Raw genomic sequence first — 16,804 nt, forward strand, 5'->3', positions numbered from 1 at the left:
AAAAATACATTGTCAAGAATATTGTTGTATTTTTCTGATAATTTAATGAAAATAAAAAAATACTAACTTTCTGTCAGTATTTTTTATCATTATAATTTTTCAACAACCTCTGAAAGTTTCATGCTATTTGAACCTTTGAATAATACTTGGTCAGTTGGTTTCAAATCTGCTGACAGACTTTCTGTCAGTAAATCTAAATCTGTAAAATAGCTGACCGCTTTGTCAGTCGAAATTTCTGCCAAGTTTTTCATCATTTCACCATAAAGATAGACTTTATCAATTTTATTGAAATCAATAGATTTCAATAAATCTTTATGGAGTTGGGCTGCACTGGGTCCAAGTTCTAACATATCAGCAAGAACTGCAATCTTTCGACCATTCTCATTTTTAGGAATGGCTTGGAAAGTTTCCAAAATCAAACGCATTGCTGTCGGATTGGCATTATAAACATCACTCAAAAGGTCTGCACCATTTTTTGCTTTTTTCCACTCTGTCCGATTTCTGGTCAGCTCTACTTCTTTCAAAGCTTTTTTTATTTCGGCTTCTGAAAGTCCATAATGTAAGCCAACAAAAGCAGCTAACATAGCATTCGTCGCGTTATATTTACCAGGAACTGGAATAGTAATTGATTCATCTAAAAAATTAGTTTCAAAAGTTAATTTTTCTTTGTGTTCGACTAATTTTGTAATAAATAAATCTTCACCGGGCAAACCAAAGCGAATAATTTTTTGATTGTCTGGGATAAAAGCATTAATAATTGGGTCAGCAGGGGCAATAAGCTCACCATGCAAACCAGCCGTAATCCCCATTTTCCCTTTAGCAATATTTTCGCGACTTCCCATATGTTCAAGATGTGCTTCACCAATTAAGGTAATGACAGCAAGTTCAGGCTTAGCAAGTTCTGATAAAAAATCAATATCACCAGGGTGATCCATTCCCATTTCCAAAACTAATTTTTCAGTATCGTCCGGCATATGTAAAATGGTGTAGGGTAAGCCGATTTCATTATTGTGATTTCCTTGTGTTTTGTATGTTTTAAATTTCTTAGACAAAACAGCAGCAATCATGTCTTTGGTTGTTGTTTTTCCATTTGAACCTGTCACCGCAATGACTGGAACTTTTGTCTTTTCAAGATAATATTTTGCTAATTTTTGGAAAGCAAGCAGATTATCGTCAACCAAGAGATGAGCTTGTTCGACTTCTTTTTCTGAAAAGCTGATTATTGCTCCATTATCAAAAGCGATTTTGATGAAATCATGACCATCTCGTGCCCCCTTAAGTGGCAAAAAGATATCCCCTTTTTCAATCAAACGGCTGTCAAATTCAATTTTATTGACTGACAAATCTGCCAGTTGCGACCAATCATTTTTTGCGCCAACGACTTGGGCGATTTCGTGAATTGTGAGTTTCATAGTGACTCCATTATAACACTTTTTACTGACAAAAAAATCTGTCAGCAATCGATTTACTGACAGATTTGTATTTTTTATAAAAGATGATTTTCACGTGTTTCAAAAGTTTCTTTAGCTAAATCAACTAACTTTTCAATTAAATCAGAATAAGATAAGCCCATATTTTCCCAAAGCAATGGATACATTGACCATTGTGTGAATCCTGGAATGGCATTAATTTCATTGAGATAAACATTTCCATCCTTAGTCACAAAGAAATCGCAACGTGACAAGCCCGTCCCATTAACTGCCTTGTACGCTTTTATAGCATATTCTTGCATTTTTTGAGCTAAATCAGCAGGAACTTTTGCTGGAATGTCCATTTGAATTTTATTATCAATATATTTTGAGTTGTAATCATAAAACTCAACATCTTTCACAACTTCACCTGGAAGCGTTGCAGACACGTCACTATTATTTCCCAAAACAGCACATTCAATTTCACGTGCATCCACCCCTTGTTCAATGACAACACGGTTATCATATTTATAGGCTTCGCTTAGCGCAGGTTGAAGGTCTGCTAAATCATCAACTTTTGAAATTCCAACACTAGAACCCATATTAGCAGGTTTAACAAAAACTGGAAATTCTAATTTTTCGACTACTTCTTGAGCAATTTCTCCTTGATTTTCGTCAGCAAAAGCTGCAACATAAGGAACCTGGGGTACACCAACCGCTTCAAAAACGTGTTTTGCCAATAATTTATCCATTGTGCTTGAAGCAGATAAAATATTTGGACCAACATATGCCAAACGTAAAATTTCTAAAAATCCTTGAATCGAGCCATCTTCACCCATTGGTCCATGTAAAACTGGGAATACAACGGCATCTTTTTCGTAAATTGCTGCTGGTGAAATCTTTGGATAAGATTCTGCCAAATCATTTGTCAGTAGTTTTTCTTCTTCAGCAGGTTTGTCAGTAAATTCTTGCGTTTTTATGAATTCACCACCCTTAGTGATAAAGTAAGTTTTTACAACAAAACGAGAATAATTAACAGCTCTCATCACCGATTCTGCTGATAAAACTGATACTTCTCGCTCAGCAGAACGACCACCATACAACAAAATTAATGTTTCTTTTGACATATTTCTTCCTTTTTTACTGACAGCTTTGTCAGACACTTCTTTTTACTGACAGCATGCGATATTTTTACAATACAATTCTGTCAGTAATTGTCTTTTTTATTTTACCACAGAAAAAATCAAATTTCCAACCGATTCTCTACCGCTTTTGATAAAGTAATTTCATCTGCGTATTCTATATCAGATCCTACAGCTAATCCACGAGCCAAGCGAGTCACTTTAATTCCTGCAGGCTTAATCATTCGAGCCAGATACATGGCGGTTGCTTCTCCGTCAGAAGTGGCATTAGTTGCGATAATCACTTCTTTAACCTCTGAATCCATTAATCTTGTAATCAATGTTTTAACATTAATTTCATCAGGAGAAATCCCATTCATTGGACTAATCGTACCATGCAAAACATGATAAAGTCCTCGATATTCCCGAATTTTTTCCATAGCAAGAACATCTTTAGATTCTTCAACGACCAATATAGTTGTTCGATCACGCGTTGGGTCGGTACAAATGGCGCAAGGATCACTTTCTGTTAAATTCCCACAAATCGAGCAAAAACTCAAATCCCGTTTTGCTGACAGAAGATTTTTTGCAAATTCATTGACATCTTGATCTTCCATGCCAATCGTATAAAAAGCCAATCGAGTCGCTGTTTTTTGACCAATCCCTGGTAATTTTGAAAACGACTCAATCAGGCGAGCAATAGGTTCAGGATAATACATATTTCACCAATTCTTCACTTGTAAATATTTTATTCAATTTATTAATTTTACTATAAAAGACTGAAAATGAAAAGGAAAGGTGATAGAATTCTCAATCACTTATAAATAAAAAGCCTCTCCTATCAGAGAGAACTTTTTTTAATTTTTACGAAAAGCCTCATTTGAATAATACAAATCAGTAATTCCCGTTACAATACTTTGGTTTGCTTTTGTTCCACTTGAAGCATTACTTTCAGTATTATCTGGAAGTACAACCGCAATAGCAATTTCTGGGTTGTCAGAAGGAGCAAAGGCCACTGCATTATTAGCTGTTACAATAACTTGACTACCATCTGCCAATACTTTTGTACTTTCGGAAGTCCCTGTTTTACCAGAGATAGAAACCTTTGATGAATCCATTGAACGACCAGTAGTCAATCCACCAGCCCCATGAACAACAGCATACATCCCCTGATGAAGAACATCCATATTATCGGGAGTGATATTTACCTTATCCATGATTTTAGGAGTAATATTTTTGATAAGCGTGCCAGGTTGTCCGTCAGTTCCACCTTCATAAATTCCTTGGACAATGTGTGGTGACAAACGAGTTCCGTTATTTCCTAAAGTTGCCGCATAAACCGCCAACTGAAGCGGCGTATAGTTATCATACTGACCAAATGATTCATACAATACATTGACCCCAGAAGCCGCTTCAGATTTAGCTGAAGGGAGATATCCAGTTGATTCTCCAGGAATATCAAAACCAGTTGATGCCCCTAAACCATAAGAAGCAAAAGCCTTACGAAACTGCTCATAAACTTTTACTCGGTTGGTATCATCCAAAAATTGATTAGCTGCCGTATAAGGAGCACCTAACATTCTCATTGCCAATTGCATCATGTAAGTATTTGATGAATATTGCAAAGCTTCAACAGCTGTTAAAGCCATTGGTGAAGCGTCTCCCCACCAGTCATTGATAGGATTAGAATCTTTAAATTGAATAGACTGTGCCGTTAAAGTGTCATTTCCAGAAATTACACCAGCATTCCAAGCAGCAGTCAATGTTCCCATTTTGACAACAGACCCCGGTGTGAAGACACTTTGGAAAGTCCCTAAAGTATTTTCCGTAATTGTTCCTGTATTAGGATCTCGTTGATAGCCAGATAAAGCTAAGACTGCCCCTGTTTTAACATTTAACACAACAGCATAAGCCCCTCTATTATACTGACCATAGCCTTGGGCAATCAGTTGATCTAATTGTGTTTTAACGATATTATTAACCCCGTTTTGGAAATCTAGGTTAATAGTTAATTTTAAATCATCCCCACGTTTTCCTTTTTGGATTGTTTTTGTTCCAGAAACATCACCATTTTTGTCAAATTTAACCTTACTGATATTATGTGTTCCTTGAAGTTCACTTTCGTATCCCTTTTCAAGAAGCCCAGTTCCCACACGGTCATTACGTTGATAACCTTTTTTAAGATAGGCATCCAAATCCTCTGCTGGAATTCCTGATTTTTGTGAAGTAATAGTTCCCATAAGTGGTGTCAAAGAATTTTGAGCATATGAACGGTCCCAAGAAGTTCCAATTGTAATTCCTGGTAAATCGCCTTCTTGTTCGGCAATTGTCGCTTGTTGCTCTGCTGTAATATTTCCAGTAGCAATTTTAGTAGTGTTAAAAGTAGTAGTACTATTCATTTCTTTGAATAATTTTGCGGCAAAAGTTTGTTCTGCCGTAAAATTCAAGTCACTATCTTTAACTTTACTTAATTCGACATCATAAATTTGTGAACCACTTAAATCATTACCATGTTTATCTTTCTTTTCCTTTTCAGATAAACTATTAGCTATTTTTTCTAGATTTTTAGAATTAGCCAAGAAATAGTCTTTTTTATCACGCGTTGTCAAATCAGCAACATCAATGTTGTTAGATAAAATAGTCGCTAACTTATTGGCTACCTGATACATTTCATCAGCAGTAGCATTTTGACTTCTTGTAAATTCAACAGCCTGAACCGCAACTGTAGATGCCAAAGCTTTTCCTGTTGCATCATAAATATTTCCGCGAGGCGCACCTTCAATAATTTGAACATCTCCGCCTGCACTAATTGATTTTTCGGCGTAGAAATGTGAATTCAATACCTGCATATTGAAGAGCTTTCCAATTAAAATCATAAACAAAACAAAGATAACAAAAAACAAGAGATTCACTCGTTTTGGAATTAATTTAGTTGGATCTTTTAAAATTTTTACTTCTTTATGTGATTTTTTAGACTTATCGGATTGCTTGCGCTTATCATTTTTTCTTTTATTATCTGACATTTCGACTCCAAGAATGAGTTTTATAAATAGTTTTTACATTCAAAATTTGTACTTAAACATTTTACCACATTTATGAAAACTTTTCCTTACAATTTTGATTCCTATCAATTTAATCAAATAAAAAAAGAAAACTCAAATACGTTTTCTTTTTTGTCATCTAAAATTTTAGTTTCTTATTAAATAATCAAAAGCACCTAGAGAAGCGGTCGCCCCAGTCCCCATTGAAATAATAATTTGCTTATAAACACTATCCGTACAATCTCCCGCTGCAAAAACACCAGGAAGATTTGTCGCTCCAACTTTATCAGTCAAAATTTCTCCACGTGCGGATAAGTCAATTGTTCCCTCCAACCACTGAGTATTCGGAACTAAACCAATTAATACAAAGACACCAGCAAGTTCCAAATGAACAGTTTCCTTAGAACCGCGAACTTGATAATTCAAACCTCTAACCTTGTCATCTCCTAAAATCTCTTTTGTTTCTACATTGGTGAGGACAGTAACATTATTTAGGGTCGCAAGTTTTTCTTGTAAAATTTTGTCTGCTTTAAGTTCAGGTAAAAATTCAAGAACAGTAACATGTCTAACCAAACCAGCTAAATCAATTGCTGCTTCGATTCCTGAATTTCCGCCACCGATAACCGCTACATCTTTTCCTGCAAACAAAGGACCATCACAATGTGGACAGTAAGCGACTCCTTTGGTTTTAAATTCTTGCTCTCCTGGAATTCCCAAATCTCGCCAACGAGCGCCCGTTGAAATAATGACTGACTTACTTTTTAGAAGTGCCCCATTTTCAAGACTCACCTCAATCAAATCTTTTTTCTTTAGCTTAACTGCTTTTTGCAAGTTCATCAAATCGACAGGATATTTTTTCACATGTTCTTCAAGCTGACGACCAAGTTGAACCCCTTCAACATAAGGCGTTCCAATGAGGTTTTCAATTCCTAAAGTTTCTAGTGGTTGACCGCCAAAGCGTTCAGCGATTAAACCTGTCCGAATCCCTTTACGTGCAGCATAAATAGCTGCACTTGCACCAGCAGGGCCTCCACCCACAACTAAAACATCATAAGGGTCTTTATCAAAAAAAGCTTCCGAACTCTCTGGACCAGTAATTTTTTCTAGTAATTCTTCAAGACTAGCTCGTCCATTATGAAATTCTTCACCATTTTTGAAAACAGTTGGAACCGCCATAATTCCTTTTGCTTCCACTTCTTCTTGAAACATTCCCCCCTCAATCATTGTATGACTAATATTGGGGTTGAGAATACTCATTGTGTTTAATGCTTGGACAACATCTGGACAGTTATGACAAGTTAAACTCACATAAGTTTCAAAGTGAAGTGGATTTTGAATCGCTTGAATTCGCTCAACTAATTCTTGTTCAATCCGTGGAGGGCGTCCACTTACTTGGACAAGCGCCAAGACCAATGAATTCAACTCATGACCTAATGGTAGCCCTGAAAAAAGGACTCCAGAAACACCTTCTCTTTCAATAGAGAAAGCTGTTTTTCGATTGAGTTTTGCTGTTTCTTTTGAAATCATTTCGGACAAACTTGCAAGTTCATCTGTAAATTCTACTATTTTTTTCCCATTTTCGCTCTCTAAATCTGCATCAACTTTTAAAATAATTGGATTTTCCAACAAATCCATATAAGGCATCAACTGAGCACGAAGAGTTTCATCTAAAATCATATTAAACCTTTCTGTCATTAAGTTTCTAAAGACAAATAAAGTGAGCCAAGACTCACTTTTTTATTCTATATTTTACCTACAAGGTCAATACCAACGTGAAGACTTGCTCCGTCCTCTTTCCACTTAGCGGGACAAACTTCCCCTGGATGATTACGCACATATTGAGCAGCTTTAATCTTATCGACCAATTGACTTGCATCACGTCCAATACCATCAGCCGTAATTTCAAGCGCTTGAATCACACCGTCTGGGTCAATAATAAATGTTCCACGTTGAGCCAATCCTGCTTCTTCATCAAGAACATCAAAAGCACGTGAAATTTTTTGTGAAGGGTCTGCAAGCATTGGATAAGTAATTTTTGAAATAGCATCACTATGTTCATGCCAAGCAGCATGGACAAAATGGGTGTCAGTTGAAGCTGAGTAAACTTCTACACCAAGCGATTTCAAGGTTGGATAAGTTTCTTCTAAATCTTCTAACTCTGTCGGACAAACAAATGAAAAGTCTGCTGGATAGAAACAAAGCACAGACCATTTTCCATAAAAGTCTTTATCGGAAACTTTAATAAATTTCCCACCAAGATAAGCATCTGTTGAAAATTCTTCTATTTTTTTACCTACTAATGACATAAGATTCTCCTTTTTCTTCTTTAAAGCTTTACTATTAAATTATCTCAAGAATAAAATGAAGAATCAATTAATTTGTTCAAAAACTTACAAACTATTGCATTGATTACAAAAAAATACTCTAAGTCCTAAATAGATGAGTATCTATTATAACTTAGAGTATTTTCATTCAAATATTATGCTTTTTTAGGAGCCAAGTAGTATTCGTTTTGAACGTTCAAGTTGTCATCAAATTCGAAAACAAGTGGTGGGAAGTTAGGGATTTCAACATCCATAATTTCGTCATCAGAAAGTTTTTTGATTTGTTTAACGAGTGCACGGATTGAGTTACCGTGAGCACCAACGAAGACATTTTTTCCTTCTTTCAAAGCTGGAGCGATTTGGTCTTCCCAGAATGGAAGAGCACGTTCCAAAGTAACTTTGAGGTTTTCAGCATCAGGAATCAATGAATCTTCAAGACCAGCGTAACGACGGTCTCCGTGAGCTGTATATTTATCATCATGATCCATTGCTGGTGGCAATACATCATATGAACGACGCCAGATGTGAACTTGTTCATCACCATGTTTTGCAGCAGCGTCAGCTTTGTTCAAACCTGTCAAACCACCGTAGTGACGTTCGTTCAAGCGCCATGATTTAACAACTGGTACCCAAAGTTGATCTGAATATTCAAGAGCAAGGTTAGTTGTTTTGATAGCACGTTTCAATACTGAAGTGTAAGCAATATCAAATTCGATTCCAGCTTCTTTAATCAATTTACCAGCTTCAATCGCTTGTTTAGTTCCGTTTTCAGAAAGGTCAACGTCAGCCCAACCTGTGAAAAGGTTAGCAAGATTCCATTCAGATTCACCGTGACGTGCAAATACTAATTTTGGCATTTTGTGTATTCTCCGTTTATTTTTACTTGAACGAAATTTAGTTCGTTCATTTACAAAGTTAATTTTACTACATTTTTCCTTTTTTTTCTAGCTTTTATTTTCTGTAAGCCCTTTTATTTACTGACAGAAGCTTTGGCTAACCTAAAAACCATTTCTTCATTTCCATTTTTTAAAAATTACTCATGTAGTTCTATTGGTAAGTCATCTGGATCATAGAAAAAAAGCATTTTTCTGTCAGTAATTTCGTCCTGACGAATTTCCTCCACTTTGACTCCTTGACTTATTAAATAATTTCTATCTTCTTCAATATTTGTCGTTTTAATAGCTAAGTGGCGATAGCCTTTTGCTTCTGGATAAGTTAAGCGTTTAGGGACATCAGATTTGATAAATAATTCAATTTCTGTTTCTTCATTCATCTTTAAATCAAGCTTGATATCTCCTTTTTCTGGACGATGATTTTCTCGAATGATTGAAAATCCTAAAATATCAACGTAGAACTGACGAGATTTTTCATAATCTGCGGCAATGATAGCGATGTGATGAATTTTATTGAAAGCTGGTTGGTACATCTTGCGGCTCCTCTTCTAAGTTCTCTTATTCTAAAATTTGAACTTCTTCACCCATACTTTTTAAAGTTTGGACATGACCTTCACCCCACGAGCAAAGAATATCTAATAAACCATTTAAAGTTTCACCATAAGGGCTCAGAGAATATTCAACCTTCGGTGGAACTTGATTATAAACCTTACGGACGATAATATTATCAATTTCTAATTCTCTTAATTGCTGAGTCAGCATTTTTTGACTGATTCCTGGAATTTGACGTCTCAATTCTCCTGGACGACTTGGATTATGTCTTAAATTACACAAAATAATTGGTTTCCATTTTCCACCAATAACATCCATTGTCGCTTCGACACCAATATTATAAATTTTTTTCAAAATTAATTTCCTTTCTAATCCCTTATTTTATCCAATTATTACTTTTTAGTATGTATGACACAAAAAAGTAGGTACTGTTCAAGAGGTTTTATTTATTATATACTAATTTTCTGCCAAAATAAAATATATGAGGAGCAAAAAATGAAACTTAATAATCAGATTGAAATTCCGGAACTTGGTTTGGGAGTTTTTCAAATTCCAAATGACGAAACCGCTGATGTTGTCAAAAACGCAATTGTTAACGGATATCGTTTAATTGATACAGCTAAAATTTATGAAAATGAAGAAGGAACTGGTCAAGGAATTAAAGAAGGTTTGGCCTTGACAGGACTTTCTCGTGACGATCTTTTCATCACTTCAAAACTTTGGGGAGATAATCATTCTTATGAAGAAACAGTTCAAAACTTTGAAGAAAGTTTGAAAAAATTGGATTTAGATTATCTAGATTTATATCTTATCCACTGGCCAGGCACACATTATGCTTACAAAGAAGCTTGGAAAGCAATGGAAGATTTATATAAAGCAGGCAAAATAAAAGCGATTGGTGTCAGTAACTTTCAAAAATCACATTTAGAAGAACTTCTTAGCTATGCTGAAATCACTCCCGTTTTAAATCAAATTGAACTCCATCCAAAATTATCACAAGAAGAACTTCGTAATTTCTTAGAACTTCATGATATCAAGGTTCAAGCTTGGTCACCTTTGATGCAAGGTCAATTATTAGACAATGAAGTCCTCAAAAAAATTGCTGATAAACATGGAAAATCTGTGGCTCAAATTATTCTTCGTTGGGATATTCAACAAGATATTTTAGTAAATGTAAAATCTATTAAAAGTGAACGAATGATAGCTAATCGTCAAATTTTTGATTTTTCACTTGACTCTGAAGATATGAAAGCTATCAATTCACTCAATGAAGAACTTCGTGTCGGTCCAGATCCAGAACATTTTAATTTTTAAGAAAGAAGCATAATGAAAAAAATATCTCCCAGTCTCACTCTTCTAGCTCTAGCAATTAATGCTTTTGCTATCGGCTCAACCGAATTTATCAGTGTTGGTTTAATGCCAATGATTGTCAACACCTTTAATATTAGTTTATCTCAAGCGGGTTTAACCGTTTCTCTTTATGCTTTAGGGGTAACGGTTGGTGCTCCCTTATTAACTATTCTTACAGGAACTTGGAATCGAAAAACTTTGATGGTTTCGATTATGGGTCTCTTTATTCTTGGTAATTTACTGTCAGCTTTCGCTCCAACTTTCCTTTTACTTTTAGTAGGACGGGTTCTTGCCTCACTTGCTCATGGTATTTTCATGTCAATTTCCACAGTCATTGCTGCTGATGTTGTTCGACCTGAGAAAAGGGCCTCAGCAATCGCCCTCATGTTTACAGGACTAACCGTTGCTACTGTCATTGGTGTTCCTTTAGGGACTTTCATTGGTCAGCACTCTAACTGGCATATGTCATTTGTTTTCATTGTTGTTATTGGCTTAATTGGACTGATTGCTACTAGTATTCTTGTTCCAAAAGGGCTTCCAATTCCCGGAAAAATTAATTTAAGTGGGCTTGCTAGAATTTTTACTAACAAATCAATTTTAATGTCTCTTTTTATTACCGCTTTTGGTTATGGAGGAACTTTCGCGGCTTATACTTATCTTACACCAATCCTTGAAGGAACTTTTAGATTTTCAGCAAGTACAGTAGTGATTATTCTGGTTGCTTATGGTGTGATGGTTGCCATTGGTAATTCACTAGGTGGACATCTAGCAAATAAAAATATCCTACCTGCCCTTCAAAAAATGTTTGCGGCTTTAGCTTTGAGTTTACTTTTTCTTTTTATCAGTGCAAGTTTGGCTTCGCAAGCTTTGGGATTGATTGCGACTTTACTTTTGGGCTTATTTGCATTTATGAATGTCCCTGGTTTACAACTATACGTTGTTCAATTGGCAGAGAAATTTACGCCAAAAGATATTACTCTAGTTTCAGCTTTTAACATTGCAGCTTTCAATGTCGGAATTACTTTAGGCTCATTTGTTGGAGGACAAATTTCTAAAGGCTCAAGTGTTGTCTTTACTCCACTTGGGGGAATCATTATCATCCTCCTTGCAATGTTCCTCATTCGTTTGGCTCAAAAAGACCAAGCAAGTAAATTATAATAAGTTATAAAAATACTCTCTGAAAATTATTCAGAGAGTATTTATTTTAGCTATTGTTTAAAATTCATAGTTTTCAAAGTAGACTTCAAGACTACGTTTATAAGAAGTCGCCGCATTTGATAATAAATGTCCACGATGTTTGACTAAAATCAAACTATTTCCATTGTCTCCCTCCATAGGGACAACTGTTACATTATGGACGCTCTCTTTATCAATAAAACCAAGACCTGTTGCGTAGGCATCTGTCCGTTCCAAAATTCCATTTAAACTTGCACGGTCAGTGACGTTATAAATCAAGGTATTTTCAAAAGTCTCAACCAAATCTTCAGAATAGTAAAGAAACTGTTCATTTTCTTGTGTAAATCGCACACGATCTAGCGGTTTTAAATCATCATCTGAAATTGTTTCACGTTGAGCTAAGGGATGGCCTTTGCGAATATAGATATGCGTTTGCGATAAGAAAATTTCTTCGTAATCTAATTCAAGTTTATTGAGCATTCTTAAAATCCCTGAGCGATTTTGTTTATTGAGATAAACCACTCCAAGTTCACTGTGACCTTGCGCCACTTCTTGCAAAATATTATAAGTGGTTGACTCAAAAATTCTAAAATTTTTGATTTCAGGATTTTTCTTTGCAAATTCCACTGCAACTGGTGCTAGAAAATCATAGTGTTGACTGGCAACTGAGAAAGTCTTATCAGACTCTTTTGGCTTAGAATATTTTGATTCAAAAGTTTCAAAATTACGTAAAACAGTCTGTGCTTGTTCATAAAAACGTTCGCCTTCAATAGTTAAAGTCGCACCTGTATTTGTTCTCTCAAAGATTTGAAAACCTAGTTCTTGCTCCAAGTCTTTAACCGCAATCGACATTGAGGGTTGACTAACAAAGAGTTGCTCTGAAGCCTCACGAAAAGTTCCACTATTAGCAATGGCGACGACGTACCGTAATTGTTTAATATTCATGTCATAAAGTCCTTAATTTTTTACAAAAAAAGTGTATAAGTTGATTATACACTTTTTCTTTTTATTTTGTAGCTTTAATGATAGCGTCAGTGTAGAGTGACAGCTCTTCTTTAGCCGCTGTTGGTCCGCCAAAGAAGTAAACTTTGTCGTAGTCCATTGTAATCACATGTCCTTCTTTAACTGCTTTGAGGTTTTGCCAAGCTGGATTATTTTTTAATGCAGCATATTGTTCTTTATCTTTATCTGCAAAGTCAATAAAGATATAGTCTGCATCGAATTCTCCTAAGCTTTCAGTATTTACTTCAGCATAACCTACGCCTTTTGAGAGTTCGGCCATTTTGCTTGATTCTTTAAAGCCTAAACCAGTCGTCAAAGCTTGTCCGCCACGAGCAAAATTGTCACCGAAGGCATAAACCTTATCTCCTTGGAGTTCAAGAAGTGAAATTGTGTTTTTAGCTGGTTTAACATCAACCTTTGCCAATTTTTCTTTTTGCTTATCGGCTTCTTTTTTAAAGTTTTTAAGGAAACTTGCTTTTTCATCTTCGCGATTAAGGAGTTTAGCAAAGTAATCCAATGATTTATTCATTCCTGAGAGGTCCTTATAATTGACAAGAACAGTAGGGGCTACTTTTTGATAGTCTGCTACCTGGTCTTTATCAACTGTAATAATCAAATCAGGATTTTGAGCAATCAATTTTTCCATATTGAATTTTGGTGCTCCTAAATCAACCATATTCTTCTTTTGGTCTTTTGATAAGAAGGTATTTGGAAAGGCCCATGAATCTGTTCCAACAACATTTGCACCTAATGAAGCGACTTCATCTGGATAATTTTGAACAGCAATACGTTTAGGATTTTTAGGAACTTTGACGTCCCCATTTAAAGCGTGAAAGGTCACTTTATCATCGCTTGATGTCGCTTTTTTTGATGATGAATTTGATGAACAGGCAGCTAAAGTAAGTAAAGCTCCTGCAGCGATTAGGGTTGTGAGTACTTTTTTCAAAAGATTCTCCTCTATTTTTAGGCTATTTTTTAAAAATAAGCCGATATTTTTTTATAAGAAATTTATTAAAAGTAAATTAATTTCTTAAACTTTTTGAATAAGATAAATATAGTATGGAGCGCCAATAAAGGCAACTACAAAACCTAAAGGTAAACTTGATGGTGCAATGATTGTTTGTGAAATAATATCAGCAAAAGATAAAATAATCATACCAGAAAGTGCGGTTGCAATTAAACTTTTTCGTGATTTAAAACCAGCGATTTCACGAGCAATATGAGGGGCAATTAAACCAACAAATGCTAATCCTCCAACCAATAAAACACCTACAGCTGCAAAAAGGAGCGCTAACAAGTAAAGATAGATTTTCGTTTTTTGAACTTCTAATCCTAAAGTAGTTGCCATTTCTTCGCCAAGTGAGAGGATTTCAAGTTTTCTTAAGAAAAATGGCAAAATAATCAAGCCAATTACTAATAAGAGAACACAAATGAACAAATAAGTGCTTCCCGTTTGCCAGATATCTCCTGACAGCCAAACTGCAACTTTCTGAAAGTCAAAGGCATTGACTGAAAGCTGACCAATTGTGATTAATGCTTGGAAAAAAGCGGTAATTGCAATTCCTGTCAGTAAAACTCTGACAGAAGAAACTTGCTTTCTTAAGGCAAAAAAGTAAATTAAGACAAATGAAAGAAGGGCACCTATTAAAGCAAAAATAGGATAGGAAAAATTCCAAAGCCCTGTCAGCTTAAAATGGTCAGCAATCAGTAAAAAAGCAACACTTCCTGCCGAAGCACCAGAGGTTATCCCAATTGTTCCGCTATCAGCTAAAGGATTTTCTGTAATATTTTGGATAATAAAGCCTGATAAGGAAAGAGCAATTCCAACTGACAGGATTGTTATTAAACGAGGAAGACGAAAATTAGGAATTAGGATTGATAGAATTTGAGGATTTGTTGAAAATTGCGTCAAATCAACCACTATCAAAACCAAAAGCAGGACAAAAAGTAAAGTGAATTTTCTTTTCATTTTATTTTGCCTCCTTTGTAATAACCCAAAGAAAGAAGGGAGCGCCTAAAAGCATGGTTAGACTTCCTGCTGGAAATTCGTAAGGTTTAAATAAATTTCTGGCTATCAAATCAGCTAAAACAAGCAATAACATTCCTGTCAGTACTGACAGAATTACATTTTGCCAAAAATTAGCTCTGACAAGCTTCTTGGCAATATGTGGAGCAATCAAACCGACAAAGCTGACCACCCCAACTGAGGCAACAGTTACACCAGAAGCCAGCGCAACTAAAAACATAATGACTAAACGAACAAAATTGACAGAAATCCCAAAAGATTGAGCAAGCTCATCACCAAAATTCAATAAATAAATTTGTTTTGAAAATAAAAGCAAGAGGATAAGAAAAATAAGACTTACTACTGCCATCAAAAGAACTTTAGTATTAGTTATCCCTGAAAAAGAACCCACAATCCAGCGAAAATAGGCCTGTGTATCGTGGCTGGCAAAAGTCAAGGAGCTGGCCAAACTAGTTGCAAAAAGTCCAACTGATGTTCCAACTAGTACAACTTTTAATGGCTGAAAATGCGTTCTCGAAGTCAAAAGCATGACGACTGCTAAAGCAATAAATGCTCCTAGTGATGAAACTAGAACTGAAATCCCATCATTTGTTGACCAACCCAAAGTTAAAATGAGTGATAAAGCCAAGCTCGAACCGCCAGAAATCCCTAAAGTTGCCATTTCGGCAATTGGGTTTCTAGTCATAATTTGAACAATAAATCCACTGACGGATAAGAGAAATCCTGTGAGATATAGACTTATTAATCTTGGAAATCTTAATTGTAAGACCATTTTATTTACTAAAATTTCTGTCAGAGGAACATTTTTATTCCCAAGCATCAGGTATATTACTGACAAAAAAAGTAAAGAAAAAACTAGGGCAAAAAAGATTGTCAGAAAATGTTTTTTAGGCATCTTTCACCCCAGTAATCATTAACTTTTTGGTAAAGGTATCACATCCTAAAGTGACATCTAATCCAAAGCATTCTTTCAACGTTTTTTGAGTAAATAACTCATCAACAGTTCCTTCTTCAACCACTTCTCCGTCTTTTACAAGGACTAGATTGTCAGCAAAACGAGCGGCATGGTTTAAATCGTGAATGACGTAAACAATGGTTTTATTTCTCTTTGTCGCCAAATCTTTTAATAAACATAAAATATCTAACTGATGAGCTAAATCTAGATAAGTCGTTGGTTCATCTAATAAAATAATCTCACTATCTTGAGCTAAAATCATCGTGATAAAAACTCTTTGTTTTTGTCCACCAGAAAGTTCTGATATCTTACTTTCTCGAATGTCCCAAATCTTTGTTTCTCTCATCAATTCTTCTATGAACAAAATATCTTCTTTTGAGAGACGTTGTTGCATTAATTTTTGATGTGGGAAACGTCCTAAACTGACAAGTTCATAGACTGTAATATCAGCTGGGGCAGTAATTGATTGAGGCAAGAGAGCTAAAATTCTAGCAATTTCACGATTAGAATGTTGACTTAAAGGTTGATTATCAAAGATAACCTGTCCATCCGATTTAATTAAACGTCCAAGTGCCTTTAAAATCGTTGATTTCCCAGAACCATTGACTCCAATAATAGCTGTCGTTTTTCCTTTTTCAATCGACAGCGTTACGTTTTTCAATACCTGCTCTTTTCCATAAGACACATTGATATTTTTCGCACCAAAATACATCGTTTTCTTTCCTTTTCACAACGGTTGGTTGATAGTTAAAAAGCTCATCAACGGTTGTCCCTAGGGTTTCCGAAAGTTTGAAAGCAAGCGTTAACTCTGGGTCGTATTTGTCATTTTCAATCGCATTAATCGTCTGACGCGAGACGTGAGCGATATGTGCAACATCCTCTTGTGAAAGATGAGATAATCGGCGCAATTCACGTATTTTATTTTCCATGTTTTTCCCTTCTAATTCTTTTGGAA

General features: G+C 35.4%; 17 protein-coding genes. 2 read left to right on the forward strand and 15 right to left on the reverse strand.

All coding sequences use genetic code 11. The features are described from left to right. Positions 1-89: 89 nt before the first annotated feature. The 9 genes from murF to HFD15_RS03980 all read right to left on the reverse strand — a co-directional run bounded on the left by murF (position 90) and on the right by HFD15_RS03980 (position 9,694). A complete protein-coding gene (gene murF, locus HFD15_RS03940; protein WP_021722376.1) occupies positions 90-1,412 on the reverse strand; it encodes a UDP-N-acetylmuramoyl-tripeptide--D-alanyl-D-alanine ligase in 1,323 nt (440 codons plus the stop codon). A gap of 74 nt (positions 1,413-1,486) precedes the next feature. Beyond that, positions 1,487-2,536 (reverse strand): D-alanine--D-alanine ligase, encoded by a 1,050-nt coding sequence (locus HFD15_RS03945; RefSeq protein ID WP_012897191.1) that lies wholly within the window; start codon positions 2,534-2,536, stop codon positions 1,487-1,489. A gap of 116 nt (positions 2,537-2,652) precedes the next feature. Then, positions 2,653-3,249 carry a recombination mediator RecR gene (recR, locus tag HFD15_RS03950; RefSeq protein ID WP_003131648.1) on the reverse strand — a complete coding sequence of 199 codons (597 nt, stop codon included), beginning with the start codon at positions 3,247-3,249 and terminating at the stop codon, positions 2,653-2,655. 138 nt (positions 3,250-3,387) lie between these two features. Beyond that, positions 3,388-5,553: a penicillin-binding transpeptidase domain-containing protein gene (locus tag HFD15_RS03955; RefSeq protein ID WP_058208279.1), complete on the reverse strand. Its 2,166-nt coding sequence runs from the start codon at positions 5,551-5,553 to the stop codon at positions 3,388-3,390. A 165-nt stretch (positions 5,554-5,718) separates the two neighbouring features. Beyond that, the gene (gene ahpF, locus HFD15_RS03960; protein WP_021722378.1) at positions 5,719-7,248 is read right to left on the reverse strand and encodes an alkyl hydroperoxide reductase subunit F; all 1,530 of its coding nucleotides are present in this window, start codon (positions 7,246-7,248) and stop codon (positions 5,719-5,721) included. Positions 7,249-7,313: 65 nt separating this feature from the next. Then, positions 7,314-7,877, reverse strand: a complete 564-nt coding sequence (gene ahpC, locus HFD15_RS03965; RefSeq protein WP_003131651.1) for an alkyl hydroperoxide reductase subunit C — start codon at positions 7,875-7,877, stop codon at positions 7,314-7,316. A gap of 173 nt (positions 7,878-8,050) precedes the next feature. Then, a complete protein-coding gene (locus HFD15_RS03970; protein WP_003131652.1) occupies positions 8,051-8,752 on the reverse strand; it encodes a phosphoglycerate mutase in 702 nt (233 codons plus the stop codon). Between the two features lie 176 nt (positions 8,753-8,928). After that, entirely contained in the window at positions 8,929-9,321 is a 393-nt protein-coding gene (locus tag HFD15_RS03975; protein ID WP_058208278.1) for a VOC family protein, read from the reverse strand. Positions 9,322-9,346: 25 nt separating this feature from the next. Then, positions 9,347-9,694, reverse strand: coding sequence for a helix-turn-helix domain-containing protein (locus tag HFD15_RS03980; protein WP_003131654.1), 348 nt, complete (start codon positions 9,692-9,694; stop codon positions 9,347-9,349). Between the two features lie 141 nt (positions 9,695-9,835). Between HFD15_RS03980 and HFD15_RS03985 the strand changes: the two genes are divergently transcribed. Then, positions 9,836-10,654 carry an aldo/keto reductase gene (locus HFD15_RS03985; RefSeq protein WP_039114578.1) on the forward strand — a complete coding sequence of 273 codons (819 nt, stop codon included), beginning with the start codon at positions 9,836-9,838 and terminating at the stop codon, positions 10,652-10,654. A 12-nt stretch (positions 10,655-10,666) separates the two neighbouring features. Further along, positions 10,667-11,848 (forward strand): MFS transporter, encoded by a 1,182-nt coding sequence (locus HFD15_RS03990; protein WP_010905287.1) that lies wholly within the window; start codon positions 10,667-10,669, stop codon positions 11,846-11,848. Positions 11,849-11,905: 57 nt separating this feature from the next. Here the strand turns inward: HFD15_RS03990 and HFD15_RS03995 are convergent, their stop codons facing one another. The 6 genes from HFD15_RS03995 to HFD15_RS04020 form a co-directional block, all read right to left on the reverse strand. After that, positions 11,906-12,811, reverse strand: a complete 906-nt coding sequence (locus tag HFD15_RS03995) for a LysR family transcriptional regulator (RefSeq protein ID WP_012897186.1) — start codon at positions 12,809-12,811, stop codon at positions 11,906-11,908. 61 nt (positions 12,812-12,872) lie between these two features. After that, positions 12,873-13,814: an iron-hydroxamate ABC transporter substrate-binding protein gene (locus HFD15_RS04000; protein ID WP_003131659.1), complete on the reverse strand. Its 942-nt coding sequence runs from the start codon at positions 13,812-13,814 to the stop codon at positions 12,873-12,875. A gap of 84 nt (positions 13,815-13,898) precedes the next feature. Continuing rightward, a complete protein-coding gene (locus HFD15_RS04005) occupies positions 13,899-14,837 on the reverse strand; it encodes an iron ABC transporter permease (protein ID WP_058208277.1) in 939 nt (312 codons plus the stop codon). A gap of 1 nt (position 14,838) precedes the next feature. Further along, a complete protein-coding gene (locus HFD15_RS04010) occupies positions 14,839-15,789 on the reverse strand; it encodes an iron ABC transporter permease (protein ID WP_058208276.1) in 951 nt (316 codons plus the stop codon). Continuing rightward, the gene (locus HFD15_RS04015) at positions 15,782-16,561 is read right to left on the reverse strand and encodes an ABC transporter ATP-binding protein (RefSeq protein ID WP_014570376.1); all 780 of its coding nucleotides are present in this window, start codon (positions 16,559-16,561) and stop codon (positions 15,782-15,784) included. Before HFD15_RS04015 ends, HFD15_RS04010 begins: the two co-directional genes overlap by 8 nt. Next, on the reverse strand, positions 16,485-16,778 hold the full coding sequence (locus HFD15_RS04020) for a helix-turn-helix transcriptional regulator (protein WP_167593338.1): 294 nt from the start codon (positions 16,776-16,778) through the stop codon (positions 16,485-16,487). Before HFD15_RS04020 ends, HFD15_RS04015 begins: the two co-directional genes overlap by 77 nt. Positions 16,779-16,804: the final 26 nt, after the last annotated feature.

This window comes from Lactococcus sp. EKM203L (genome assembly GCF_011800585.1).
Taxonomy (GTDB): Bacteria; Bacillota; Bacilli; order Lactobacillales; family Streptococcaceae; genus Lactococcus; species Lactococcus lactis.